The sequence below is a fragment of the Geomonas diazotrophica genome (assembly GCF_018919385.1).
GTDB lineage: Bacteria > Desulfobacterota > Desulfuromonadia > Geobacterales > Geobacteraceae > Geomonas > Geomonas diazotrophica.
In genome coordinates, this window is the sequence record NZ_JAHLMF010000027.1 from 1 (window position 1) to 21610 (window position 21610).

Sequence of the window (21610 nt, forward strand, 5' to 3'; positions counted from 1 at the left end):
CTCCGGGCTCTTATACTGTTTCAGTAGGTCATCGATTACAGCAAGGTCAATGGTCATGGCAACTCCTTGGGGTAAGTGGATTTACCCCGAAATGACCATTTACACAAACCTTTTTACACCCCCGGGATGCAGGCTTCGCAAGGGACGCCTACTTGGCACAAGGCGCAGCCGGCGGGACCCTCCACCCCACGTTCTTTGGCAAGACGGACGGAGTCGGGACCGTAGCCGAAGATCATGCAGCGGGTTTTGTCGTGTCCTGCTGTTGAGACGGCTTGTGCGGGGCAGCGGCGGATGCAGGCGCCGCAGGCGCCGGTTTTGAAGTGGAGACAGTCGGCCCGATGGTGCTCAGCGGTGCGCTGGTCGGGCTCGAGCACGGCACCGATGACAACGGAATTGAGCACGATGGCCATCCCTTTGGCGCTGAGAAAGGCGTTGTTCAGACCGAAGGTGCCGAGACCGGCGGCAAATGCCACGTGCCGGTCGGACCAGGGGGAGGTTTTGCCGTCGGGGGCGTCCATGATGCGGAACCACTCGGCATCGGTCGGGGCGACGCCGTGCACCCCGTGCCGCTCCATCTCCTGCAGGAGCTCTCTCCGTACCTCTTTTTGAAGGACCTTGGCGCACAGGTCGTAGGCCTTGGTCCACTCGACGGACGGCTTATCGGTACAGCGACGGTTGCTGTCCCGTAACGCCTTGCTCCAGGGCATCGCCCAGCTGACGACGGTGCCGCCGTGCCAGCTCCCCCCGCCGTGCAAGGCTTCGTAGGCCTCCCGCGGTGTTCTGTGCCAGGGACCTATGATCCTCTTGAACTCTTCGAAGATCGGGTCGTCACCGGCAGCGAAATTCACCAGCGGCTCGTCGAAGTAGCGGTCCGCCAGTGACTCGGACCAGTTTGCCTTGTGGTCGACGATGGACCGCGTGATCACTTCCCGTATCAGCTCCTTCATGGTCACCTCCATTCAACATGCTGAAAAACAGACGTTGGCGCAGTCGGCAAAGCCCAAACTTTGCCAAGTTGTATATGCAACTTTACGGGCAAAAAAAATCAGCAGCCTACTCTGAGACGATCGGCGATCGCTTTGAGGGAAGAAGCGCCTTCCTCGCCTAATAATGCCAATGCCCGCTGCTGGGCTTCCTGCCACTGTTCATGGCAATCCACCATGAGCTGCCTGCCGCTTTCCGTGACCCGAACGATCTGTCCCGGCCCTTTTCCTGATACCTGGATCCAGCCGCTTTTTGCCATCCGGTCGATGGTGCGGCTCACGGTGGACTTTTCCATCTGCAGGCGTGCACCGATCTCACCGGGACTCGCGTCCCCGATGGTCAGCAGGCACACGAGGATGCTGGCCTGGTTGATCTTGATGCCGTACGGCTGGAGCGCCCTGTCGTACAGGCCGGTGATGACGCGGTTCAAGCGCCTGGCCCGTCCGGCTATGCACTGGGCAGCTACCAGCTCGGCAATCTCGTTTGCGGACTTACCCGGAGTGTTCATGTTGCATATACAACATCATCTCTTTCAGATTGTCAACGAATATGTCAGGAGGGCAAGGGGAGGGGCGGTGATTGAACCTGCAGCGCGGGCTTTCGAATCGGTGGGTGAGCAAACTTGGAGTCGGGGGGATGAGGGAGAGATTGACGTAGGACACGGGCGAAGGTGCCGGTTCCCGGATTTCGGGAACCGGCGCTTTTCGTTGCTGTGTGTTCGGATCGTACTCCTGGTAGCGTATCGTCACTGCGTCTTGAAGTAGTAGGTCGGCGATGTGACGGTGCTGCTCCCTGCGGTGGACGATACCTTGAAGTAGTAGGTCGTCTTCCGCGCCAGGGAGGAGAGGCTCACCACGTGCGAGGTGACCAGGGCAGTGCTGGACAGCGACTTGGTCAGGCTGCCGGACGAGGTGCCGTAGCGGATCACGGAGGTGGAGGGGAGGTTGGTGCTCCACTGGATCTTGGCGGTGGTGGTGCCGATCGTGCCGTACACGCTGCTGGTAAAGGCGAGCGGTGCGGTCGGGGTGGCGTAGGCCTCGTTGGAAAGCGCGGAGGTGCCGGCGCTGTTGACGGCGGCGACCTTGTAGTAGTAGGTGGTGCCGTTGGCTACGCTGTCGGTGAAGGAGGTGGCGGTGAGGCCGGTCTTAATAGGTGTGGTTCCCTCCTGGCCGGCGGCGGTACCGCGGTACAGGTTGTAGCTCGTGGCGCCGCTGCTCGCTGTCCAGCTGAGCGCCACGGCGGCGTTACCGGCCGAAGCCTTCAGCCCCGCCGGGGCGGCCGGCACGGTCACCTTGGGGACCGTGATGGAAGATGCGGGTGCCAGGGCGGCAAGCAGGTTGGCGCCGTTGAAGGAACCCCAGCCGGTGGCGTTGTCGTAGCCGGTGATGGCGGGGTAGTACAGGTTGGTGGTGCTGTCGGCGACGTCGTGGAAGCTCGTGCCGTAGCCGGTGCCGGCGCCTACCTGGTACAGCACCGGGTTGGCAAAGCCCAGAGGCGACAGACCGCCGGCTGCGCGCTGCTGGTTGACCCGGGCGGTGAAGGCGGCCCACAAGGGAGCGGCGCAGCTGGTGCCGCCGTAGAGCCACCATTTCCCCTGGTAGTAGACGGAGTAGCCGGTGCCGGGGTCTGAGTTGAGGGCGACGTCGGGGACGTTTCTCATGACGGAGGAGGCGACGTTGCCCAGCTTCTGCTGCCAGGTGGGGATGGGCCAGAAGGCGCTGACGCCGCCGCCCCCGGCGCCGCCGTTGATGGTGCCGGCGTTCCAGGTGGACTCGCGGTTGTAGCTGCCGCTGCTCAGATAGAGGGTGGTGCCGCCGACGCCGGTCACGTAGGGCTGGGAGGCAGGATCGTCCACGCTGAGCGTACTGCCGTTGTCGTAGGCGCCGCTGTCGCCGGCGGCGGCGTAGACGGTCTGCCCCTGGGCGGCCATCTGCTGGAAGATGGCGTTCTCGCTGCTCAAAAAGGAGGAGCCGCTCTCCCCCTCGCTGAGCCCCCAGGAGCTGCTCACCTGCTTGGCCATGTTGTCGGTGGCGATCCGGTTGTAGGTGTCCAGTACCCCCTTGCTGGTGTTGGGGCCCATGTAGACCATGATCTTGCTGGCGCCGGGGGCGAGCGCCATCTGCAGCTCGATGTCGAGGGTCACCTCGCCGGCGCCGGTGCCGGGCGTGCCGGAGAAGCCGTCCACCAGCACGTTGTGCAGCGGCACTGCGGCGATCCCGAAGTAGTTCGCGTAGGCAGCGATGTCGGAGGGGGTATAGCCGTCCAGCTGGAACAGGGCCAGCGTCTGGCCAGTGCCGGTCGCGGTGATCTGGGAGAGGTTGTAGGCGGTGGCGATGTCCCTCGGGGGCATGCCGCCGCCGGGGCCGGTGCCGACCTGGTAGGGGGTGGCCATGGGGAGGTCGGCGGCACGGGCGGCGTGGCTGTGGGTGTGCCAGGCGGCGGAGCTGTCCAGCCCGACCATGCCGGAGATGCGGGCGGCGATGGCGTTGGGGACGCCGGGCTCGCGGTCGGGAGCGAAGAAGTTGTGGCCGCTGTGGGCCTGGTACTGGTGCATCTGCAGGTCGAAGGCGGCCTCGACGGCGGCGGTGGGACCGGCGACATCCAGCACGGTGCGGTTGGCGTGGGTGCCGGTGATGGTCAGTCCCAGCCCCCGGGCGTAACTCTTCACCGCCTCGTAGTCGGAGGCGGTCGGCGCGAAGCGCTCGATGAACTGGGCACCGGTGAGGTAGTGGCCGTAGAGCGGATCGGCCGGGTCGTAGATGCGCCGCAGCAGGTCGTCCAGCGCCGGCTGGTTGCGCAGGGGGAGGGTGAACGCGAACCTCATCTGCGTCACCGCAGGGAGTCTGCCGAGCCGTCTGGCGCTGGCCACGCTCCGCGCCGGGAAGTGTCCCGCGAGGCGGACCTGTGCCGAGGTGTCGGCCCAGCATGATGACGCTCCCGCCGCCATGGCGACGGCGAAAAGGAATCCGAGGCAAAGGGGGAACAGTTTCAACGCGACTTTCAAGGTGAGCCTCCGGGCAAAGGTGAATGGGGGGAGTTGACGCGGCTGGGTTCACCATCGGCATTCCTGGGCTGAACTTTAATGTCGCCGGAAAGAAAATGATTGTGGCGAGCGAACTTAGCGGAATCGCTGCCTGATTGCAGGGGAGGGCGTTGTCGGCGGGTGCTGTCACTTTTTTTGCAATTCTGCAAAACGAGGTTGCCAAAGCGCGTTGCGGCGTGCAAACGCCTGGACTGGCGTCGCTTTCAGTTGGAGGGGCACGCCGTTCATCGGTTTTTTTTGCAACTTTGCAAAACTGGCGGCAAATTGAAGCTCGCCGTTGCTGTATGTAAGTATCAGTAAATAAACGTGTTTTTTGTGGGTGCAACGGCGGGCGGAGACGGTACGGTTATTGCGTATACGGAATGAACAGCGAAGTTGATATCGCAATGCAAATCAGGAGGGTAAAAATGAGTAATGTGAAACTGGGAAATCCCGCGGTGGTCGGTCTCGCCGGCTTCGGTATGACGACATTTGTGCTGCAATGCCACAACCTGGGCTGGTGCGGTATTGCCCCCGTGCTCTGGCTCGGTCTCTGTTTCGGCGGAACCGCCCAGATGATCGCCGGTCTCATGGAGTTCAAGACCGGTAACAACTTCGGCTTCTGCGCCTTCACCGGTTACGGGGCTTTCTGGATCTCGCTCTGCCTCATGATCATCTTCGGCAAGAACGCGGATCTGGTGAAGGCGTACCCGACCCTCGCCTTCAACGCCAACGACCTCGGCTTCTACCTGGTGGCCTGGACCGTCTTCACCTTCATCCTGTTCATCGCCTCCATGAAGCACCACGCGACCCTCGCCTTCATCTTCCTCACCCTGCTCCTCGGCTTCATCGGGCTGGACGTGAAGGAGTTCACCGGCAGCGCCCTGGCCGGGACCTTCGCCGCATACGACCTGCTGGTCTGCGCCTTCTCCGCCCTCTACCTCATGACCGTCGCGGTCTACGCCGAGTCCGGCATCAACCTCCCGGTCGGCGAGCCCTGGATCAAGGAAAGCACCGCAGCCGACGCGGTCCTCGCGGCCGAGAAGGTCAAGGCGTAAGAGCTACTACACAGAATCACGGAAAAGAGCCATGGCATTGCCATGGCTCTTTTTTTTGTTGAAGCAAATCCCCCCTGTCCCCCCTTTGCAAGTGGGGAACGATGGGATGGAGCCTCGCTACCAGAGATAGATGGACTTGTTGTCGAAGCGGTCGCGGTGGAAATAGAGGAAGACGTTGAGCAGCAGGAACAGGACGAAGACGCAGAAGGCGTTGATGCGGTAGCTGTAGTCGGGAACGAGGGCACCGGTGGCGGTGAGGGTCTGCTGGACCGGGAGCATGATGAGGTTGGCCATGCCGCTCGCGCTGGCGGCAAAATTGTAGGCTATGAGCAGCCACAGGGTGAGCCGCTGCCGCTTCAGTATCCCGACGATGAGGTAGAGCGAGGCGATGCTGTTGGCGAAGATCAAGTGTTCCGCCTCATCCCCCTCGTAGAGCCTCCCCATGAAGGGGAATTCCCCCCCCAGGTCGGAAAGCGTGACGAGCATCGCAAGGACGTAGACGCCGATCAGCGGGACCAGGACGAAGTTCCTCTTCTTTTCACCTTCAGATGCCACGACCCTGTCCGTTTCTTTCAAGAGAGCCCTCGTTCCGCCGTTTCGTTTTTTGAGTTGGATCGCGGGTATATTAACAGGAGGGGAGTTCAATTGACAATTGATAATTGACGATTAACAACCGGCAACGGCTCATCGGCGGATGCTCTTCCGCTTGCACCCTCCACACGGGCCTCGCCGATCGTTTCGGCCCGTCGGCATATCCCTCACCCTGACCCTCTTCCGGGAGGAGGGGGGACGCATGTGTCTGAAGATTTAACCCCTTGCGTCTTTGCGGCTTTGCGTGAGGTAAAACAGAGACTTCCGCCTTTAGTGTTGCAAAAAACATCCGGAGCGGGTACGGATGCTGTCATGGGAAACCTATCCAACAACATCCGCAAACTCTACCTCTTCTCATTCCTGCAGATGACGCTGTTCCCCATGGCGATCATCACGCTCTTCTGGAAGGACCACGCCGGGCTGTCGCTGACCCAGATCCTGCTCCTGCAGAGCATCTTCTCGGTGGCGACCCTGGCGCTCGATTACCCGGCGGGGTACGTGAGCGACCGGCTCGGGTACCGCTGCGCCCTCAACATCGCCTCGATCCTTGGGATGATCGGCTGGGGCATCTACATCTGGGCCGACTCGTTCACGACGGTGCTGCTGGCAGAGATTACCCTGGGGATGTCGCTTTCCTTCATCAGCGGCTCGGACAGCGCCCTTCTCTTCGAGACGCTGCGGGCGCAGGGTGAGGAGCAGTCCTACGCGCGCCACCAGGGGAGGATGCACGGCTTCGCGCAGGCCGGCGAGGCGGCCGGCGCGGTCCTGGCCGGCGTGATCTACGCCTGGCAGCCGAGGCTTCCCTTCATCCTCCAGGTCGCCGTGTGGGGCGCCGGCCTCCTGGTCACCAGGCAACTGGTGGAGACGCCGAGGGGGCACGCCCCGGTCCGCTCCCACCTGGCCGAGGCGCTCGCCACCGCCCGCTACGCCTTCCTGGACAACAGGCACCTGCGCTACACCATCCTGCTCAACACGGTGCTGGGGGTAGCGTCGTTCTACCCGGTCTGGCTGATCCAGCCCTACATGCAGCACGCCGGGGTGCCGGTGGCCTGGTTCGGGCCGGTCTGGGCCGGGGCCAACCTGACCGTGGCCCTGTGCGCCCTCGGCAGCCACCGGCTGCACAACCGCCTGGGAGACCGCGGCATGGTCCTGCTCTTCCTGTTCCTCGTGGTGCTGGGGTACCTGGGGCTCGGGCTCGCCGGCGGGATCTGGGGCTTTTTGTTCTACTACCTTTTGACCTGCATGCGCGGCCTGCGCGGCCCGATGATGCTGGCCCACACCCAGCGGGAGTCTTCCAGCGCCAACCGCGCGGCGACCCTCTCGCTGCAGTCGGTCTCCTTCCGGCTCCTCTTCGTGGCAACCGGTCCGTTGGTGGGAAAGCTCGCCGACCAGGCCGGCGTGGGGCGCTGTTTCTACCTTCTCTTCTACGCCTTCGTGGCGACCCTGCCGCTGCTCGCCGTTCTCTTTTTGAGGCACGCACCGCGACGGCTCCACTCCCCCACCCCCTGACCCGGAAGGGGAAGGGGAAGGGGAACGGTTCGGGCATGAAAAAAGCTGGTCCCGGTAGCGGGGTGCCAGCTTTATCGCCCTCTCAGACAGGCCGGGACTCATGCCCGGGAGGGAAAGGAATCACACGGTGCGGCCCTTGCGGCCGGAGTGAATCTTGCCGTGGGGAGTGATGACATGGACGTTGTGGTTGGGCTCGCGCCGGATCATCATCTCGTGCTTGAGTGGCATGGCCGCCTTCTTGCCGCTCCGTTGCCGTTCCATCATCTCTTTCATCTTGGGCGTCATCGTCGTCTTCATCTCTCTCATAGCCGACACCTCCTTTCTGTCCCTTGAATTATATCACGCTGCCGCAGAAACTCCCACACTCACAGTCGCGGGGCCTGAATCGGGAGTGGCGAACCTTTTATATTGAAAGATCAGTTTTTCGGGCCATACTTGTGCACTGGTTGCAAGAACGCGAATGAGGTTCAAGGAGGGAAAGTATGAAGCGCAATCTGTTGTTATGTCTCTCGGTGCTGGTTTGCCTCGCCCTTTCGGGCTGCGTCACGAGCGGTACTTACAAGCAGAAGGAGCTCGAGGCCCAGAACCTGGACAAGAGCCTCCAGGAGCAGAGGGGGCAGTACAACATCCTGATGGGGGAAAACGACCAGCTGAAGAACGAGATCAAGCGGCTGACCACCGAGCTGGCCGCCATGACCGGAGAGAGAAACGCGCTCACCGCGGACAAGAAGGGGCTCGAGGAAACGCTCAAATCCACCTCGGACGCGAAGAACCAGAAGATCGGCGAGCTGAGCCAGAGGGTGGGGGAACTCACCGCCAAAACGGGGGAGCTGACCCAGAAGACGGCAGACCTGGAGGCGGAGAACAAGCGTCTCAAGGATGAGGTGGCGCGCCTGCAAAAGCAGAAGGAGGAAGTCCAGAAGACCAGCAAGACCTACGGCGACCTCCTGGAGCAGATGAAGGGTGAGATCTCCAAGGGGCAGGTGACCATCTCGGAGCTGAAGGGAAAGCTGACCGTGAACATGGTCGATTCCGTCCTCTTCGATTCCGGGAAGGCCGAGGTGAAGCCGGAGGGGCTGGTCGTGCTGCAGAAGGTGGTCGACATCCTGAAGACCGTGAAGGATAAGGCGGTCAGGATCGAGGGGCATACCGACAACGTGCAGATCGTGGGGCAGCTCGCCAAGCGCTACCCCACCAACTGGGAGCTCTCGGCGGCGCGCGCCATCAACGTGACCCGCTATCTGCAGCAGCAGGGGCTCGATCCGACGATCCTGGGGGCCGTGGCCTACGGCGAGTTCAAACCGGTGGCCTCAAACGACACCGAGGAGGGGCGCGCCAAGAACCGCAGGATCGAGATCGTGCTGGTGGCCAAGGACTAAAACGAAAAGCGTTCACGCAAAGACGCAAGGACGCAAAGAACGACAAAAGGCCCGGGGGGAATCTCGGGCCTTTTTGTTTTATACCTCACCTCGGAGGTGCAAAGGTGCGCAGGGGACGCGAAGGAAAGACCCCTTCTACGGGAAATGAACCTCGATCTTTACCCGGCGTCCTCCCTGCTCCGCCTTTCCCGGTTTGGAGGTCGGACGAGAAGGTGGTACAACTAAGGGAGATGGTTAACGCTGAAACCGAAGGAGCTTCATGATGACCACGCCCAGCGATACCTCGTTCTTCCAGACCCTTTCGCTCGCCGACGATGTTACACTGCGCCGCCGCTTCATGGTGGTGGACGAGGACCTTTTGGGCAACATGCGTTTCGGGATGCTCCTCGAGGTCCTGGACAAGGTCGCGGAGGAGACGGCGCTCAAGTACGTGAACCGGTTCTACCCGGATGCGCGGGTGGTGACGGCCGCCATAGACAACATCATCGTCCGCCACGTGGCGGACGTGACGCGCGACATCGTCTGCGAGGCGCGCATCAACCACGTGGGGAGGTCCTCGCTGGTGATCGGGATCCGCGTGGAGCAGCCGGGAGAGCCGGCGAACCACGTGGCATCCTGCTACTTCACCATGGTGGCGCGGTCGGGGATGGGGGAGGGGGCGGTGAGCGTGGCCCTGCCGCCGCTTGAATACGTGACGGAAAGGGAACAGGCGCGGGCGAAAAAGGCGGTGGCACGCCGCGAGGAGCACACGCAGCAGCAGGCCCTCACCTCGGAGCCTCCCAGCAGCGACGAGTACCGGATGCTGGCGGCCTTGCACAAGGCGCAGGACGAACCGGGGTTCCAGGGTCTCCTCGCGGGACGCCTGGTGGCGGATTCCTGGGAGAGGATGTACCCCGAGTTCGAGAACGTGCCGCAGAAGATATTCGGGGGGTACCTGGTGCGGCGGGCCTACGAGCTCTCCTCGATCTGCTCCGAGCTGGTGGCGCCGGACCGGTCGGTCATGGCGGCGGTGAACCGGATCAACTTCTTTCACCCGGTGCGCATGGGGGACAAGCTGCACTACACCAGCCGGGTGGTGTTCACCTGCGGCAGCTACATCTGCGTTGAGGCGAATATCGAGCGCATCAGCCGCGACCGGACCAGCAAGGCGCTTTCCAACTCGTGCCTGTTCACCTTCGTCAACGTGGACCGGGAGCTGCGGCACAAGCCGGTGCCGGCGGTCTATCCCACCACCTACGCCGAGGACGCCAGGTACCTGGAGGCGGAGCGGAGCTTCAAGGCGCTGTCGGAACACCTGGCTTAAAAGCGGTTCTACGTTCTATGTTCGAAGCGGCAAACTCGCTTTTCAGTTTTTCGATCCGGCGAGACCCCTGCCGTGGCAAAAGGGGGCGGCCTCGCAGCTGGCGCACATCGAGGGAATGCCACGGGCTGACGCGATCTGCACGGCCTGCTCCTGCACCTCACCGGAAACACCTTCCGGCGCGATCACCAGCGCGTCGACCCCTTCCATGTTTTCCAGGGTGGTGACCAGCGCGGGATGCACCATGCGCAGGTCGAAACCCGCCCGTGCGGCCGCACCCATCCAGCCCCACCCTACCGTTTTTTCACTCCCCACTACCGCTATGCACATAGCCCCCCCTTTTTGACCTTCCAAGGCGCCGCTCCGTTTCGAGAAATTGAATTTTACTTTCAATAACACCGTATGCCGGCTCTTGTCAATTCAAAAACCGGAGCGGGCAAGGGGGGGGTGTAACCTGCGGAAATGACAAAATCCGCAAGGGGAGGGGGACAATGGCAGCTCTCCCCGGATTCACCGGCAAGCGCCGCCTTATTTTTTGCATATTTGCAAGTCCCGCTTTGCTTTTTCGCGAAATGGCCGAGGGAACAAGCTCTGTTTCAGGGGGGCGACATGCTCTTTAAGAAAATCTCCTGTGGAAAACTTAAGAGGAATTGGAACACGATGTTGTGTTAAAGTTGCGCATCTTGCGACATTTTTGAGCACCGCGGGACGGCTTGGTCTCCCCTGCCGCACGTGGTACCGCACATTTCGGGTGTGCCCCGTCAATTGGTATACATCATGCTATTTCACGGACACACCACTTTATCACTGCTTTACTGAACGGAGCAGAATCGAGGGCCGAGATGGACACTTACACGATCGATGTCGAACTGGAACACTACTACGGCGACCGCATGGCAACCAGCAGCAGGGAGGCGTGCCGTCGTTTCTACCTGCGCGCGGTGTCGCGCTGCAACGGCGCGGAACTGGAGCGCTACCTGAAGCTGGTAAAGGCGCACGCCTCGGTGTACTCCTCGGTACACCACATGTTTCGCTCTCCGTTCAAGCACGTCGAGCTGCCGCTTTTGCTGACGAGCCTCGTGCTTCTCATCTCAAGCCTGGTCATGGTCTTTTACGGTGAGACCAGCGCCCTCATCGCCGGCGGTACCTCTGCCGGGCTGATCGGCGTGCTGCAGTGCGCCCGGCAACTGATCAGGAACTGGGAGCAGCATTCGGTGCGCGAGGCCGTGTTCACCGAGTTCGCAGAATTCCTGCAACGGGAGACGCTGCAGTAACCAGGCAAAAAACAGCACCGTTCGCCAAGAGAAAATCCGGGGGCATCCGGACGGACCGCTGCGGGGTTTTTTCTCGACTCCTGCCCCACCCGGATTTTTTCGGATGTTCCTCGTGGCCAATGGTTTTAAGGTTTTCACCGCTGCGCTTTTCGGTATAGTATTTCCTGCCCGTAATTCATTCCAACGATGGAGGTAGGAAACATGAAACGCCTGATTCTTCTCAGCCTGGTTCTCGTTATTGTTTTGCCCATGACTGCGTTCGCCAGTCTGGATTCGTTCCTCTCCAGCCTGAACGTCCAGGCCCGCGCCGACATGTCAGGTTTCTCCGCCAAGGTGAGCGCCCAGTTCGGCGTACCGACCGCCAAGGTGCAGATGGTGCTGCAATCGGTCCCCGAGCCGGCGGACGCCTTCATGCTGTTCCAATTGGGACAGTTCTCCGGGAAACCCGTGGACCAGGTCTACCAGGTGTACCAGCCCAACAAGAAGAAGGGGTGGGGCGCCATCGCCAAGGAACTGGGCATCAAGCCGGGCTCGGCTGAGTTCCATGCACTCAAGAGGGGGGATCTCCGCTTGACCGGGCAGCCGATGGGGCACGGGGGACAGGACGATTCCGGCCCGGGTAAAGGGAAGGGGAAAGGGCACGGCAAGGGGCACAACAAGTAAATTCACCGGCAGGGATCGAATACATCAAAAAAGGGGCCAGGCGTTTTCGCCTGGCCCCTTGCCGTTTCGCGTCTCTCCCCCATCTTCAGAGCCGGAACCGCCGCACCAGGTTCTCAAGGGTCTGGGCGTTGAGCGCCAGTTGGGAGGCCGCGGCCGCCGTCTCGTTGGCCCCGCGCGCCGTGTGCTGCACCACGTCGGTGACCTGCTGCACGTTCATCGTGATCTCGCTGGTGGTCGCCGTCTGCTCTTCGGCCGCGGTGGCGATCTGGTTGATCTGCGTGGTGACCTCGCCGATCTGCTCCAGGATCATCTGCAGCGCCTCGCCCGACTGCTGCGACGACTGGGTCCCCTTTTCCACCTCGGTCACCCCCTCCTCCATGGCGCTTACCGCCGCCTTGGTCTCGTCCTGGATGGCCTTGATCATGTTGCCGATCTCCTTGGTGGCCTTGGTGGTCCGCTCGGCCAGGGCGCGCACCTCGTCGGCCACCACGGCGAAGCCGCGTCCCTGCTCGCCGGCGCGGGCCGCCTCGATGGCGGCGTTCAGCGCGAGCAGGTTGGTCTGGTCCGCGATGTCCTGGATGGTGGCGATGATGTCGCCGATCTGCTCCGATCTCGCCCCGAGGCTCTCCACGGTGCCGGCGCTCTCCCTGACCCGGTCCGCGATGCGCACCATCCCGGCGATGGTCTCCTGCACGACGTGCCCCCCCTGGTTCGCGGACGCGCTGCTCTGTCGGGAGGACTCGGCGGCGCGGGCGCAGTTCTGGGCGATGTCGCCGCTGGTGGCCGCCATCTCCTCGCTGGCGGTGGCCACCGAGCTGGTCTGGGAGGCAAGCTCCTCGGCCCCGGTGGCGATCTGTTCGGCGGTGGCCTTCAACTGCTGCGATGCCGAGGCGATCTCGCTGGAACTCTCCGACACCCTCCCCAGCATCTCGCGCAGGTTTTCCACCACGCGGCGGGTCGAGTCGGCCAGGTGCCCCAGCTCGTCGTTGCCGGTAAGGTTGATGGATACGGTGAGGTCGTTTTCTGCCAGGCGGTCGTTGGCGGCGATCAGTTCCGCGACCGGGGCTGTGATGCTGCGCACGATCATCAGCGCCAGCAGGATGGAAAGGACAACGGCTGCGACCAGCAGGGTTATCACCACCAGGCGCCCCTGGTCGATCAGCTGCTTCGACTCCTCCCCGACCCGCACCATCTCCTTGTCCTGGTGGGAGAGCATCTTGTCGATCGCGGCGAAGAGGGCGCTCTGCGCCTTGCGCATCGGCCCGATCAGTTCCTGCCCGGCCTTTTCCCTGTCCCCCTCCTTGATGGTGGCGATGACATGGTGCTGGGCCTCCTGGTACGCCGTCCTGGCATCGATCACGTCCTTGAGGGCGGCCTTCCCCGACTCGCTGTGAGCGGTCTTCTTGAGCTCCTCGATGCGCTTGTCGGCGGCCTGAAGGGATTCGACGATGCGCTTTTCCTCCTTCTGCACCTCCTGCGGGTCCTGAAGGATCACCATGTTGCGCAGGCCGCGGGCCACGACGTTGATCTGCGACTTGAGGTCGTTGAGCGCCACGGTCTTGGGCCACTTGTCCTCGATCAGGGTCCGGACCTTGCCGTCGAAGACCGCCATCCTGTTGATGGAGTATCCTCCGACCACTGTCATAAGGACCACTACCACGGCAAAGGCTACCCCAAGTCTTGCACTAAGCTTGACTCCCGAAAAGGTCATCGTTCTCTCCTTCACAGTTGCTGGTCTCAGAAGCGCCTGTCAGAGCATCTCATTGTCCTGTCTTTCAATATCGACACAAAGTTTAATTATCTTAAGTGAAAAAGCCGGCCCGCCTGTCCCTGTTCCGCTTTGCCGTTGACATGCAGTTCTAAACATCATACTGTAGATAACAGTATGTCGGGTGGGCTGAGAGAGCAGGGGGGAGTCATGATGTCGGCAGTTTTGTACGGCGGGACGGCATTGGCGGTGTTGGTGTCCTGGCGCCTGGATCCGGACAAGACCGGGCGGGCCTTGCGCATCGGCGCAAAGTCGCTGCACGGCCTGGCCCCGCGCGTCCTGGGGATGGTGGCCCTGGTCGGGCTGGTGCTGGCGCTGGTTCCGCCGGAGCTGATCAGGAAGCTCTTCAGCCACGGCGGGGTCGGGGGCTTCGCCCTGGTCTCCGCCATCGGGTCCATCGTGACCATGCCTGCGCCGATCGCCTTCGCGCTGGTGGGGTCACTTTTCAAGCTGGGGGCCGCCCCGGCGAGCCTGGCCGCGTTCGTCACCACGCTCACCATGGTGGGGGTCATGACCGCGCCGATGGAGATCTCCTGCTTCGGGAAACGCTTCACGCTGATGCGCCAGGCGCTGTGCTTCGTGACGGCCATCGTGATCGGGCTGGCCATGGGGGTGCTGCTGTGAAGGTCAAGCTCGTCGACTACCGGCTCTTCCTGGTCGTGCTCGCCGCGAACCTGCTCCTCTATCTCTGGCAGCCGGCGACGGCGCGGCTGTCAGCGCTCAACTCCACCGGGTTTCTCCTGGAGGTGCTCTCGATCGTGCCGCCGGTCATGGTGCTCATGGGGCTCCTGGACGTCTGGGTGCCGCGCCGGCTGGTCGAGTCGCACCTCGGCCCGGACTCCGGCGCGGTCGGGGCCGGGGTCGCCATGCTGCTTGGGACCGCGGCCGCCGGGCCGCTCTACGCCGCCTTCCCCGTGGCGGTCTCCCTGCGGAAAAAGGGGGCGCGCCTGGCCAACATCGTCATCTTCCTGGGGACCTGGGGCGCCATCAAGATTCCCATGATCCTGATGGAGAGCAGTTTCATCAGCCTGCGTTTCGCGCTGCTGCGGCTTTTGCTCACCGTCCCCTGCATCCTCGCCTGCGGCTACCTCATGGAACGGCTGCTGCCGGAACAGGAGCTTCAGGCGCAGCCGGACGCGGTGGACGCCTGAATCACTCCTTCGCCCGCTAACGGAACGGAAATACAGCCCGAGAAAGGAACAGTCCATGCTTCCCAAACGAAAACAGCAGTATCGCCACCTCCCCGCCTTCATCCTGCTTGCCCTGGCGCAGGAGCCAAGCCACGGCGGCGCCGTCCTGAGCGTGCTCTCCCAGCGCATGCCGCTTTTCAGGCCGGACAGCGCGGCGGTGTACCGCACCCTGCAACAGCTGGAAGAGGAGGGGCAGGTGGCTTCCAACTGGGACACGGGCGGCAGCGGCCCGGCCCGCAGGGTGTACCGGCTCACCGAAGCGGGATGGCAAAAGCTCGACAGCTGGCGCGAGGACATCGAGGTGCGCCTGGGGTATCTCAACTACTTCCTTGAGACCTATGCCGACATCAGAAGTCACAGAGCCCGGTAATCAACGGGTGCGAAAGGGAGCGGCGCCTTATGGACCAGGTCGAGCAGGAGAACAAGGAAGAGTAACCCGCCGAAAAATTGCCGTTCACGTCACATTTATCTGGAGTATACGTTTTACCTGTGGTAAAGCTTCTGCCCAAATTTATCTGAGCCTCTCCGAGCTTCGCCGCCTAAAAGGACCTCCTCATGGCTGCGGGCCAACGGGTGCTGCCGGAAACGGCGGTGCCTCCCTTTTGGAAAGGAGAGCCTTGCGGCAGAGCGGAGACTCCGAACTGTTAAAGGCCCTTTTCCATCCAGGATCGGGGCTTTTTATTTGTCCCGCGTTATGTAGATTGTAATACAACGGTCAGGAGTGAAAAACAGATGCGGATAGCCATTTCAATCGACGATACCGACAACCTCGAGAGCAGGGGGACCGGGGAGATCGCCTCCCTGATAGCCGAAGAACTGCAGCAACGCGGGTGGGGCAGCTGCAGCTACATCACCCGACACCAGCTCTACGTGCACCCGGACATCCCCTACACCTCGCACAACAGCGCCATGTGCTTCTTCGCGGACGTGGGCGAGGGGTGGCTCGAACCGGTCATCGAGTACGTCTCGGAGTTCCTGGAGAAGGAGAGCGCGCCCGGTTCCGATCCGGGGCTGTGCGTCGCGGTGCCGGCCCGGATGGCGGCACGCAACGAGCTGATCGGTTTCGGACGCCGCGCCAAGCGCGAGGTGATCGGGATGGACGAGGCCTACGACCTCGCCAGGCGGCTGGGCGTGCACCTCTCCCAGCACGGCGGCACGGGGCAGGGGGTGATCGGCGCCCTCGCCGGCGCCGGGCTCAGGATGTCGGGCAACGACGGGCGTCTCAAGGGGGCCCTGGAGTTCGCCCAGCCGTACCGGATGCTGCGGGTGGACGAACTGCTGCAGCATCCCGTGGTCGACGTGGTGAAGAGCGTGACCGGCGAGGCGCTGAAAGACGAGGACCTGGTGGTACTGGGTGAAAAGCCGAAGACGGTGCTTCTGGATGGGGCGTCGGTGCTCCTGGTGGCCGCATCCCAGTCGTCGGACGCAAAGGCGCGCTGGCAGACGCTGCATCGCAAGCAGCTGAAGGCCTACTAGCATGTGGCGCTGCGATCAGAAGGGGAACAGGGAGTTCGCCCACGGCAAGGAAGCCTGGGCGTTGGCGGCGGAACAGGCCGGGGCCTGCGCGCTATTCGTGGCGGACGTCGAGGAGGAGCAGGTTGTCGAGGAGGAGCTCTCCTGCTACAACTGCCGCTACCGGCGCTGGAGCGTGGAATCCTTCACCTGCCTGCGCCTGCCGCCGCTTTCGCTTGACGAAGGTGGACGGACCAATGGTTGGTCCGAAGGCGAGGACATGCACCACGCCCCATTTTACAGCTCCCCGTGAAACGAAGTCGCCGCCGTCCGGCTTGCGGCTACGGTCTTCATAACAGGAAGGAGTTGCTGGGGGGGCGGGGTCAGGCGACGCAGACGGCGTCGCACCCCTCGACGAATCCGGCCTGGCGGGTGCTCTGCCGGACCACCGCACGCGCGCCACGGGCGCCGACCGTCATCAGGAGCTTGGTGCCGTTGCGCTCGAGCTCCCCGGTGGAGAGGACCGGCGCGCCGTGCAGTTGCCGCCCGATCTTTTTCGGGTCGACATCGACCCACGCCTCGACAGCGATACCAACCTCGTGCAGTATCCGGTACCAGGCCCGCCCCTCGAGGCCTGCCCCCGCCAGGATCACCCGGCGCTCCCCTTTCAGAAATCCCTGCAGCAGGTGGTGGAGCTTGCAAAGCCGCATGGCGTGCGCCGCGTAGGCCGGGTTGGTGCGGGTGGTACGTTCCGGGCGCTCGCGCCAGAAGAGGAGCGTCGCGGGGAGCCGGGCGAAGCGGGTCCCGGCCGCCGCCAGGCGCAGCCACAGGTCGTAGTCCTCGGCCCACCCCATGTCGCGGTAGCCTCCCGCCTGCAGCACCTCTTTTTTCCTGAACATGACGCTTGGATGCACGAACGGCGATTCGACGAAGAGGTCGGCGAGGATCGACTCGTGGCTCAACAGCGAGTTCTGCCACTGCTCGTAGCCGAGCATGCCGCTGCCGATCCGGCGCCGGGGGAAATGCTGGAAGCAGCTGGCCACGAGCCCCACCTCGGGGTGTGCGGCCATGTACGCGGTCTGCGCCTCGAGGCGGGCCGGGTGGGCGACGTCGTCGCCGTCCATGCGCGCCACTAGGTGCGAACGGCACTCGGCAAGGCCGAGGTTCAGCGCCGGGACCAGCCCCTGGCCACCGGTCGCGAGCACCCGCACCCGGGGATCGGCCGCGGCGGCACGCGCGAGAATCTCGTGGGTGCGGTCGGTGGAGCCGTCGTCCACCGCCACCAGTTCCCACTCCCGGAAGCTTTGCGCCGACAGCGATGCGAGTGCCGCCGGCAAGTGCTTCTCTTCGTTTCTGACCGGCATCAGTATGGACAGTGCCGGGGTGGTGGTCGCTGTGCTCATATATTTCTGATCCTTCCTGTGTGACGTTACCCGCCCACCTTACCAGCAGTCGGTCGGGTGCAAAAGAGAAAAAATCCTCCCTGTCCCCCCTGTCCTTTGCGAAAGGGGGGGAAGTGAGGGGGCGTGCTGCGCATCGTGGTCAACGACACCCCAGGTTCTTCAGAATTCTCTCAAGAAGAAAGAGGGAAACGCAAGGTCTCGTCCATCCCTCGGTGAAGAAATACACTCAGCTACGCGGCCTTTGAGTCACGAGAGCCCAGCCACCCATTCACTCCAGCTGTGTCGGCGGTACTGGTCCAGTAATTGTGGATTGTATTGGTAACAGTTGCCGTTTATGATAACTGTACCCTTTTGAAATGAGCCCAACTGTGACTGTGGCCTGGGATGGTTATGAGGTACAGTCGGCCTGTAACTTTGAAGAGTTGGCAGTTTCTGATGACGACAGCCCTGCGGCGCATCGATGCGCCGTCGGTGAGGACCGGGAGGTGGTATGGCCTTGGAAACGGTAAGAGACTGCAGGCCGCTGTACGAGCGGGTGGGGAGCGAGATCGTCTCGCTCATCGACGGGGGTACCTTCAGGGTTGGCGAGAGACTCCCCTCGATCCGGCAGCTGAGCTCCAAGCTCAACGTCAGCATCAACACGGTGATGCAGGCCTACGCGGTGCTGGAAGACCGCCGTGTCATCCAGGCGCGGCCGCAGTCCGGCTACTACGTCTGCCCCAAGGTCCCCGAAATCACGGCGCAGCCGCTGGCAAAGAACCCGCGCCTGCAGCCCACCGCGGTCACCTTCAGCGACCTGTGCGAGCTGGTGATCCGCAACCTGATGAAGCCGGAACTCCTTCCCCTGGCGAGCGCCGTCCCCAACCCTCAGCACTTTCCGGTGGACAAGCTGAACCGGATGACGGCAGCGGAAATGAGGCGTTTCGGAGCCCAGAGCATCTCCTACATGATGCCGCCGGGGAGCGAGCGGCTGCGCACCCAGATCGCCAAGCGCTCCCTGCTCTACGGCGTCAGCGTCCGCCCCGACCAGGTCCTGGTCACCTCCGGTTGCGTCGAGGCGGTGCAACTCGCCCTGCGGGCCACCTGCAAGGCAGGTGACACCATCGCGGTGGAATCCCCTTTCTACTTCAATTTCCTGCAACTGATCGCCGAGATGGGGCTGAAGGCCCTCGAGATCCCGTCTACGCCGAAGGAAGGGATCAGCATCGAGGCCCTGAGCTACGCCATCGAGAACAACAAGATCAGCGCCTGCCTGGTAATTCCCAACTTCAGCAACCCCCTGGGGACGCTGATGCCCGAGGAGCGCAAGCGCGAACTGGTCCAGCTCCTGGCGCAGCACGAGATCCCGCTCATCGAGGATGACATCTACGGCGACCTGACCTTCGCGCAACAGCGTCCCCTCGCCGCCAAGTCCTTCGATCGCAAGGGGCTGGTGATCTACTGTTCGTCCTTTTCCAAGACGCTCGCTCCCGGTTACCGGGTCGGCTGGGCCATCGGCGGGAAATTCCAGGCCGAGATGGAGCGGCTCAAGATGATGAACAACCTGGCAACCGCGTCGCCGACCCAGCTCGGCATAGCGGAGTTCCTTGCCACGGGCGGTTACGACCATCACCTTCGCGCGATCCGCAGGCTCTACGCCAAGAACGCGTCGCAGATGACCGACGCGGTGGTGCGCCATTTCCCCGAGGGAACGCGGATGACGCGCCCCGGCGGCGGCTTCATGCTTTGGGTGGAAATGCCGGAGCAGGTGGACTCGGTGCAGCTGTTCCACCGGGCGCTCGAGCGGGGCATCAGCATCACGCCGGGGGCGATCTTCTCCCTGTCGGGCAAGTACCGCAATTACATGAGGCTGTCCACGGCGTTTTGGGACGAAAAGGCCGAGCGTGGCGTCGAGACGCTGGGGGGGCTGGTCAAGGACCTGCTGTAGAAGTTTGATCTTCAGGCGTAACGGTGCCGTTCCAGGTAGTGGGGAGTCGGAGGGGTGTTAGAGAAACCAGTCGTGATTATGTTTGCGTTATGAGGAAGCGAGGTAGATGAGGGAGCAGCAGCGGCATTTTCCGTAGCGTGCCGGGAGATAGAGTACGTTGATGGTGAGGCACTTTTTGCATTCCCAGAAGGTATAGCCGCTGACCTCGTGCCCCGCCTGTTCGGTGAAAAACCAGTGATAATAGGCATCCCAATCGTACTCGGGTTTCTGGTTCGCCTTTTCGATCAGTCGTTCCAGTAGCATGGGGCGCTCCTTGAAGAAGGATGACGTAAACATACAACCAAATAATACAATATCAACTGTGATTTTTTCTAACACCAAAGGATGTTTGTTGTCCATCTTGAATACATAACCTGCAGCAGGAACATGCGCCAGCCATGAAGTTCATGAATGGAATCGTTATTTCTAGATGGACTTCCCTTTTTGAAGAGCGGTAAAATGGGGCATCAGTAGATATCATCCTAAAGGAGGCGCTATCATGGCAGAAAGGATGAAGAGACCGATGACAGGCCTGATGATGCTGGTTGGCGGTGGGGTGCTCGGTGCTGGTCTGGGGCTTCTCTTTGCTCCCTGCGCAGGGGAGAAGAGCCGCAAGAAAATGATGCGCATGGGTAAGACGATCGGCAATAAGAGCGACCGGATCATGCGCGACCTGAGCAACAGAATGGACGATTTGGCAGATAGTATGGCCAGCATGAGCGGGAAGGCCGGCAAGTTCATGCACCTGCGTTAAAGAGAGTGACAGTTCCCCCTGCTGCAGATAGCTAAGAGATTGTGGCCCGCGGCTGAACAGCCGCGGGCCTTTCTTTGTCTTACCCCAGCCGGATCAGGGCAGCCCCGGCCACGATGAGGGCCGCCGAGATGAGGCGCATCCTGCCGAAGGATTCCCGCAGGAAAAAGATCCCAATCAGGACTCCGACCATGATGCTGACCTGGCGCACCGGAACTGCGTAGCCGACCCGCGCCATGTTGAGGCCGTAGCGGAAGCTCAGAAAGGAGAGCATCACGGTGGGGCCGCTCCACAGGATCAGGCGCCAGTTGGTGCGCCACTCCTCGGCGATGAGCTCGCGGTACTTGGGACGGGCCAGGTTGAGGGTCATCAGGGACAGCATCGCGATCACGAGAAAGTAGGTGAAGAAGACGGGGGGGTAGTCCCTCACGCCGGTCTTCTCCGCGATGGAACCTATGGAATAGATGAAGCCGGCCAGGAGGGCGGCGCGGACCGAGCTGTTTTTCAGATCCCGGAAGGGGCGGGTCACTTCGGCCAGCGACACCTTTTGCATCTGGACGCAGAAGGTTCCGAAGATGACCAGGAGGATGCCGCAGACCCCGACCAAGGAAAGCCGCTCCCCCAGCAGCAGTACCCCCCAGATCGGCACATATACCATGGAGGTCTGGGAGAGGGGATAGATGATGGAAAGGTCGCCTTCGCGATAGGCGCGGCCGTTCAACAGGTGGTACAGCACGAAACTGACCGAGCCGATGGAGATCATGGTCAGTGTGTGGAGCCCGGGCCAGTGGAACGGTTCGTCCACTATGGCGATGATGGCGGTGAAGGGGAACATCGAGGCAATGAACATCCACCAGATGAAGACCGTCTTGTGCCGGCTCTGTTTAACCAGCGTGTTCCAGGTGGCGTGCATGACGGCGGAAAAGATGATGAGAGCGAAGGCGAGGTTGGACATGGCGCGGAGTATAACCGAGGTGGGGCGATAATGTGAACCATTTCGATGCGCTTGTAGTGTTAGAGAATTTTACTCATTAAATCGTTGACGGCGAAGATGCCCTTTGCTATAAAGCTGGACTCCGCAGCAACGACGTTCTTTGCAACCGAATAGACCACCCGGCAGGAAGAAGGGTCACAGCAGCACCTCGCGGTGCGATGGAAGCCTTTCGGGACCGATCTACTGGATCGGGCCACTGCGAAAACCTCGAAAGTTTTTTGAAAGAAAATCTTGACAGGCGGTTCGGGTTCAGGTAGGGTGCTGAGTCTGTCGCAAACGGCGGCTTGGTCTTTGAAAACTAAATAG

At 62.2% G+C, this 21610-nt stretch carries 24 protein-coding genes and 1 riboswitch; of the genes, 13 read left to right on the forward strand and 11 right to left on the reverse strand.

What is annotated here, in order from left to right; genetic code table 11:
• Nucleotides 1-113 precede the first annotated feature (113 nt).
• The 3 genes from KOM00_RS19875 to KOM00_RS19885 form a co-directional block, all read right to left on the reverse strand.
• Nucleotides 114-947, reverse strand: a complete 834-nt coding sequence (locus KOM00_RS19875) for an epoxyqueuosine reductase (protein ID WP_216500755.1) — start codon at nt 945-947, stop codon at nt 114-116.
• A 98-nt stretch (nt 948-1045) separates the two neighbouring features.
• Nucleotides 1046-1492, reverse strand: a complete 447-nt coding sequence (locus tag KOM00_RS19880; protein WP_216500756.1) for a MarR family winged helix-turn-helix transcriptional regulator — start codon at nt 1490-1492, stop codon at nt 1046-1048.
• A 237-nt stretch (nt 1493-1729) separates the two neighbouring features.
• Entirely contained in the window at nt 1730-3988 is a 2259-nt protein-coding gene (locus tag KOM00_RS19885) for a protease pro-enzyme activation domain-containing protein (protein ID WP_216500757.1), read from the reverse strand.
• A gap of 446 nt (nt 3989-4434) precedes the next feature.
• On the opposite strand from KOM00_RS19885, the gene KOM00_RS19890 reads away from it, so the two are divergent.
• Complete coding sequence (locus KOM00_RS19890; RefSeq protein ID WP_216500758.1) at nt 4435-5064, forward strand: acetate uptake transporter; 630 nt, start codon at nt 4435-4437, stop codon at nt 5062-5064.
• Nucleotides 5065-5181: 117 nt separating this feature from the next.
• On the opposite strand, the gene KOM00_RS19895 is transcribed toward KOM00_RS19890, so the two are convergent.
• On the reverse strand, nt 5182-5640 hold the full coding sequence (locus tag KOM00_RS19895; RefSeq protein ID WP_216500759.1) for a hypothetical protein: 459 nt from the start codon (nt 5638-5640) through the stop codon (nt 5182-5184).
• A 327-nt stretch (nt 5641-5967) separates the two neighbouring features.
• Here KOM00_RS19895 and KOM00_RS19900 point away from each other — a divergent pair, with 327 nt between their 5' ends.
• On the forward strand, nt 5968-7164 hold the full coding sequence (locus tag KOM00_RS19900) for an MFS transporter (RefSeq protein ID WP_216500760.1): 1197 nt from the start codon (nt 5968-5970) through the stop codon (nt 7162-7164).
• Nucleotides 7165-7284: 120 nt separating this feature from the next.
• Here KOM00_RS19900 and KOM00_RS19905 read toward each other — a convergent pair whose 3' ends face one another.
• The gene (locus tag KOM00_RS19905; RefSeq protein WP_216500761.1) at nt 7285-7470 is read right to left on the reverse strand and encodes a hypothetical protein; all 186 of its coding nucleotides are present in this window, start codon (nt 7468-7470) and stop codon (nt 7285-7287) included.
• A gap of 176 nt (nt 7471-7646) precedes the next feature.
• Here KOM00_RS19905 and KOM00_RS19910 point away from each other — a divergent pair, with 176 nt between their 5' ends.
• Both KOM00_RS19910 and KOM00_RS19915 read left to right on the forward strand, forming a co-directional pair.
• Nucleotides 7647-8543: an OmpA/MotB family protein gene (locus KOM00_RS19910; RefSeq protein WP_216500762.1), complete on the forward strand. Its 897-nt coding sequence runs from the start codon at nt 7647-7649 to the stop codon at nt 8541-8543.
• Between the two features lie 262 nt (nt 8544-8805).
• Nucleotides 8806-9846, forward strand: a complete 1041-nt coding sequence (locus tag KOM00_RS19915; RefSeq protein WP_216500763.1) for an acyl-CoA thioesterase — start codon at nt 8806-8808, stop codon at nt 9844-9846.
• 42 nt (nt 9847-9888) lie between these two features.
• Here KOM00_RS19915 and KOM00_RS19920 read toward each other — a convergent pair whose 3' ends face one another.
• Nucleotides 9889-10173 carry a hypothetical protein gene (locus KOM00_RS19920; RefSeq protein ID WP_216500764.1) on the reverse strand — a complete coding sequence of 95 codons (285 nt, stop codon included), beginning with the start codon at nt 10171-10173 and terminating at the stop codon, nt 9889-9891.
• A gap of 512 nt (nt 10174-10685) precedes the next feature.
• On the opposite strand from KOM00_RS19920, the gene KOM00_RS19925 reads away from it, so the two are divergent.
• Nucleotides 10686-11117, forward strand: a complete 432-nt coding sequence (locus KOM00_RS19925) for a GSU0071 family protein (RefSeq protein WP_216500765.1) — start codon at nt 10686-10688, stop codon at nt 11115-11117.
• Between the two features lie 201 nt (nt 11118-11318).
• Nucleotides 11319-11780, forward strand: coding sequence for a hypothetical protein (locus KOM00_RS19930; protein ID WP_216500766.1), 462 nt, complete (start codon nt 11319-11321; stop codon nt 11778-11780).
• Between the two features lie 85 nt (nt 11781-11865).
• Here KOM00_RS19930 and KOM00_RS19935 read toward each other — a convergent pair whose 3' ends face one another.
• Nucleotides 11866-13491: a methyl-accepting chemotaxis protein gene (locus KOM00_RS19935; RefSeq protein ID WP_216500767.1), complete on the reverse strand. Its 1626-nt coding sequence runs from the start codon at nt 13489-13491 to the stop codon at nt 11866-11868.
• A 207-nt stretch (nt 13492-13698) separates the two neighbouring features.
• Here KOM00_RS19935 and KOM00_RS19940 point away from each other — a divergent pair, with 207 nt between their 5' ends.
• The 5 genes from KOM00_RS19940 to KOM00_RS19960 all read left to right on the forward strand — a co-directional run bounded on the left by KOM00_RS19940 (nt 13699) and on the right by KOM00_RS19960 (nt 16503).
• Nucleotides 13699-14172, forward strand: a complete 474-nt coding sequence (locus tag KOM00_RS19940; protein ID WP_216500768.1) for a permease — start codon at nt 13699-13701, stop codon at nt 14170-14172.
• Nucleotides 14169-14699: a permease gene (locus KOM00_RS19945; protein WP_216500769.1), complete on the forward strand. Its 531-nt coding sequence runs from the start codon at nt 14169-14171 to the stop codon at nt 14697-14699. Before KOM00_RS19940 ends, KOM00_RS19945 begins: the two co-directional genes overlap by 4 nt.
• Nucleotides 14700-14754: 55 nt before the next feature.
• Nucleotides 14755-15108: a PadR family transcriptional regulator gene (locus tag KOM00_RS19950; protein WP_216500770.1), complete on the forward strand. Its 354-nt coding sequence runs from the start codon at nt 14755-14757 to the stop codon at nt 15106-15108.
• A gap of 141 nt (nt 15109-15249) precedes the next feature.
• Nucleotides 15250-15367: riboswitch (molybdenum cofactor riboswitch) on the forward strand.
• 103 nt (nt 15368-15470) lie between these two features.
• Nucleotides 15471-16214 carry a hypothetical protein gene (locus KOM00_RS19955; RefSeq protein ID WP_216500771.1) on the forward strand — a complete coding sequence of 248 codons (744 nt, stop codon included), beginning with the start codon at nt 15471-15473 and terminating at the stop codon, nt 16212-16214.
• Nucleotide 16215: 1 nt separating this feature from the next.
• Nucleotides 16216-16503: a hypothetical protein gene (locus tag KOM00_RS19960; protein WP_236027107.1), complete on the forward strand. Its 288-nt coding sequence runs from the start codon at nt 16216-16218 to the stop codon at nt 16501-16503.
• A gap of 70 nt (nt 16504-16573) precedes the next feature.
• Here the strand turns inward: KOM00_RS19960 and KOM00_RS19965 are convergent, their stop codons facing one another.
• Complete coding sequence (locus KOM00_RS19965) at nt 16574-17593, reverse strand: glycosyltransferase (protein ID WP_216500772.1); 1020 nt, start codon at nt 17591-17593, stop codon at nt 16574-16576.
• A gap of 490 nt (nt 17594-18083) precedes the next feature.
• Here KOM00_RS19965 and KOM00_RS19970 point away from each other — a divergent pair, with 490 nt between their 5' ends.
• Nucleotides 18084-19520 carry an aminotransferase-like domain-containing protein gene (locus tag KOM00_RS19970; RefSeq protein WP_216500773.1) on the forward strand — a complete coding sequence of 479 codons (1437 nt, stop codon included), beginning with the start codon at nt 18084-18086 and terminating at the stop codon, nt 19518-19520.
• Nucleotides 19521-19607: 87 nt separating this feature from the next.
• Here the strand turns inward: KOM00_RS19970 and KOM00_RS19975 are convergent, their stop codons facing one another.
• Nucleotides 19608-19823: a hypothetical protein gene (locus KOM00_RS19975; protein WP_216500774.1), complete on the reverse strand. Its 216-nt coding sequence runs from the start codon at nt 19821-19823 to the stop codon at nt 19608-19610.
• A gap of 235 nt (nt 19824-20058) precedes the next feature.
• Here KOM00_RS19975 and KOM00_RS19980 point away from each other — a divergent pair, with 235 nt between their 5' ends.
• A complete protein-coding gene (locus tag KOM00_RS19980) occupies nt 20059-20313 on the forward strand; it encodes a YtxH domain-containing protein (protein WP_236027108.1) in 255 nt (84 codons plus the stop codon).
• Between the two features lie 79 nt (nt 20314-20392).
• Here KOM00_RS19980 and KOM00_RS19985 read toward each other — a convergent pair whose 3' ends face one another.
• Together KOM00_RS19985 and KOM00_RS19990 are read right to left on the reverse strand one after the other, a co-directional pair.
• Nucleotides 20393-21265: an EamA family transporter gene (locus KOM00_RS19985; RefSeq protein WP_216500775.1), complete on the reverse strand. Its 873-nt coding sequence runs from the start codon at nt 21263-21265 to the stop codon at nt 20393-20395.
• Nucleotides 21266-21324: 59 nt separating this feature from the next.
• Nucleotides 21325-21610, reverse strand: a 286-nt coding sequence (locus KOM00_RS19990) for a hypothetical protein (protein WP_216500776.1), incomplete at its 5' end; no start/stop codon positions are given.

What these genes read in the sequence shown, in the direction of transcription:
- KOM00_RS19970 (WP_216500773.1), top strand. Translation starts at nt 18,084, where the DNA reads ATGGCCTTGGAAACGGTAAGAGACTGCAGGCCGCTGTACGAGCGGGTG.
- KOM00_RS19985 (WP_216500775.1), bottom strand. Translation starts at nt 21,265, where the DNA reads ATGTCCAACCTCGCCTTCGCTCTCATCATCTTTTCCGCCGTCATGCAC.
- KOM00_RS19955 (WP_216500771.1), top strand. Translation starts at nt 15,471, where the DNA reads ATGCGGATAGCCATTTCAATCGACGATACCGACAACCTCGAGAGCAGG.
- KOM00_RS19925 (WP_216500765.1), top strand. Translation starts at nt 10,686, where the DNA reads ATGGACACTTACACGATCGATGTCGAACTGGAACACTACTACGGCGAC.
- KOM00_RS19910 (WP_216500762.1), top strand. Translation starts at nt 7,647, where the DNA reads ATGAAGCGCAATCTGTTGTTATGTCTCTCGGTGCTGGTTTGCCTCGCC.
- KOM00_RS19880 (WP_216500756.1), bottom strand. Translation starts at nt 1,492, where the DNA reads ATGAACACTCCGGGTAAGTCCGCAAACGAGATTGCCGAGCTGGTAGCT.
- KOM00_RS19940 (WP_216500768.1), top strand. Translation starts at nt 13,699, where the DNA reads ATGATGTCGGCAGTTTTGTACGGCGGGACGGCATTGGCGGTGTTGGTG.
- KOM00_RS19960 (WP_236027107.1), top strand. Translation starts at nt 16,216, where the DNA reads ATGTGGCGCTGCGATCAGAAGGGGAACAGGGAGTTCGCCCACGGCAAG.
- KOM00_RS19875 (WP_216500755.1), bottom strand. Translation starts at nt 947, where the DNA reads ATGAAGGAGCTGATACGGGAAGTGATCACGCGGTCCATCGTCGACCAC.
- KOM00_RS19980 (WP_236027108.1), top strand. Translation starts at nt 20,059, where the DNA reads ATGGCAGAAAGGATGAAGAGACCGATGACAGGCCTGATGATGCTGGTT.
- KOM00_RS19935 (WP_216500767.1), bottom strand. Translation starts at nt 13,491, where the DNA reads ATGACCTTTTCGGGAGTCAAGCTTAGTGCAAGACTTGGGGTAGCCTTT.
- KOM00_RS19890 (WP_216500758.1), top strand. Translation starts at nt 4,435, where the DNA reads ATGAGTAATGTGAAACTGGGAAATCCCGCGGTGGTCGGTCTCGCCGGC.
- KOM00_RS19950 (WP_216500770.1), top strand. Translation starts at nt 14,755, where the DNA reads ATGCTTCCCAAACGAAAACAGCAGTATCGCCACCTCCCCGCCTTCATC.
- KOM00_RS19965 (WP_216500772.1), bottom strand. Translation starts at nt 17,593, where the DNA reads ATGAGCACAGCGACCACCACCCCGGCACTGTCCATACTGATGCCGGTC.
- KOM00_RS19915 (WP_216500763.1), top strand. Translation starts at nt 8,806, where the DNA reads ATGACCACGCCCAGCGATACCTCGTTCTTCCAGACCCTTTCGCTCGCC.
- KOM00_RS19920 (WP_216500764.1), bottom strand. Translation starts at nt 10,173, where the DNA reads ATGTGCATAGCGGTAGTGGGGAGTGAAAAAACGGTAGGGTGGGGCTGG.
- KOM00_RS19975 (WP_216500774.1), bottom strand. Translation starts at nt 19,823, where the DNA reads ATGCTACTGGAACGACTGATCGAAAAGGCGAACCAGAAACCCGAGTAC.
- KOM00_RS19930 (WP_216500766.1), top strand. Translation starts at nt 11,319, where the DNA reads ATGAAACGCCTGATTCTTCTCAGCCTGGTTCTCGTTATTGTTTTGCCC.
- KOM00_RS19905 (WP_216500761.1), bottom strand. Translation starts at nt 7,470, where the DNA reads ATGAGAGAGATGAAGACGACGATGACGCCCAAGATGAAAGAGATGATG.
- KOM00_RS19900 (WP_216500760.1), top strand. Translation starts at nt 5,968, where the DNA reads ATGGGAAACCTATCCAACAACATCCGCAAACTCTACCTCTTCTCATTC.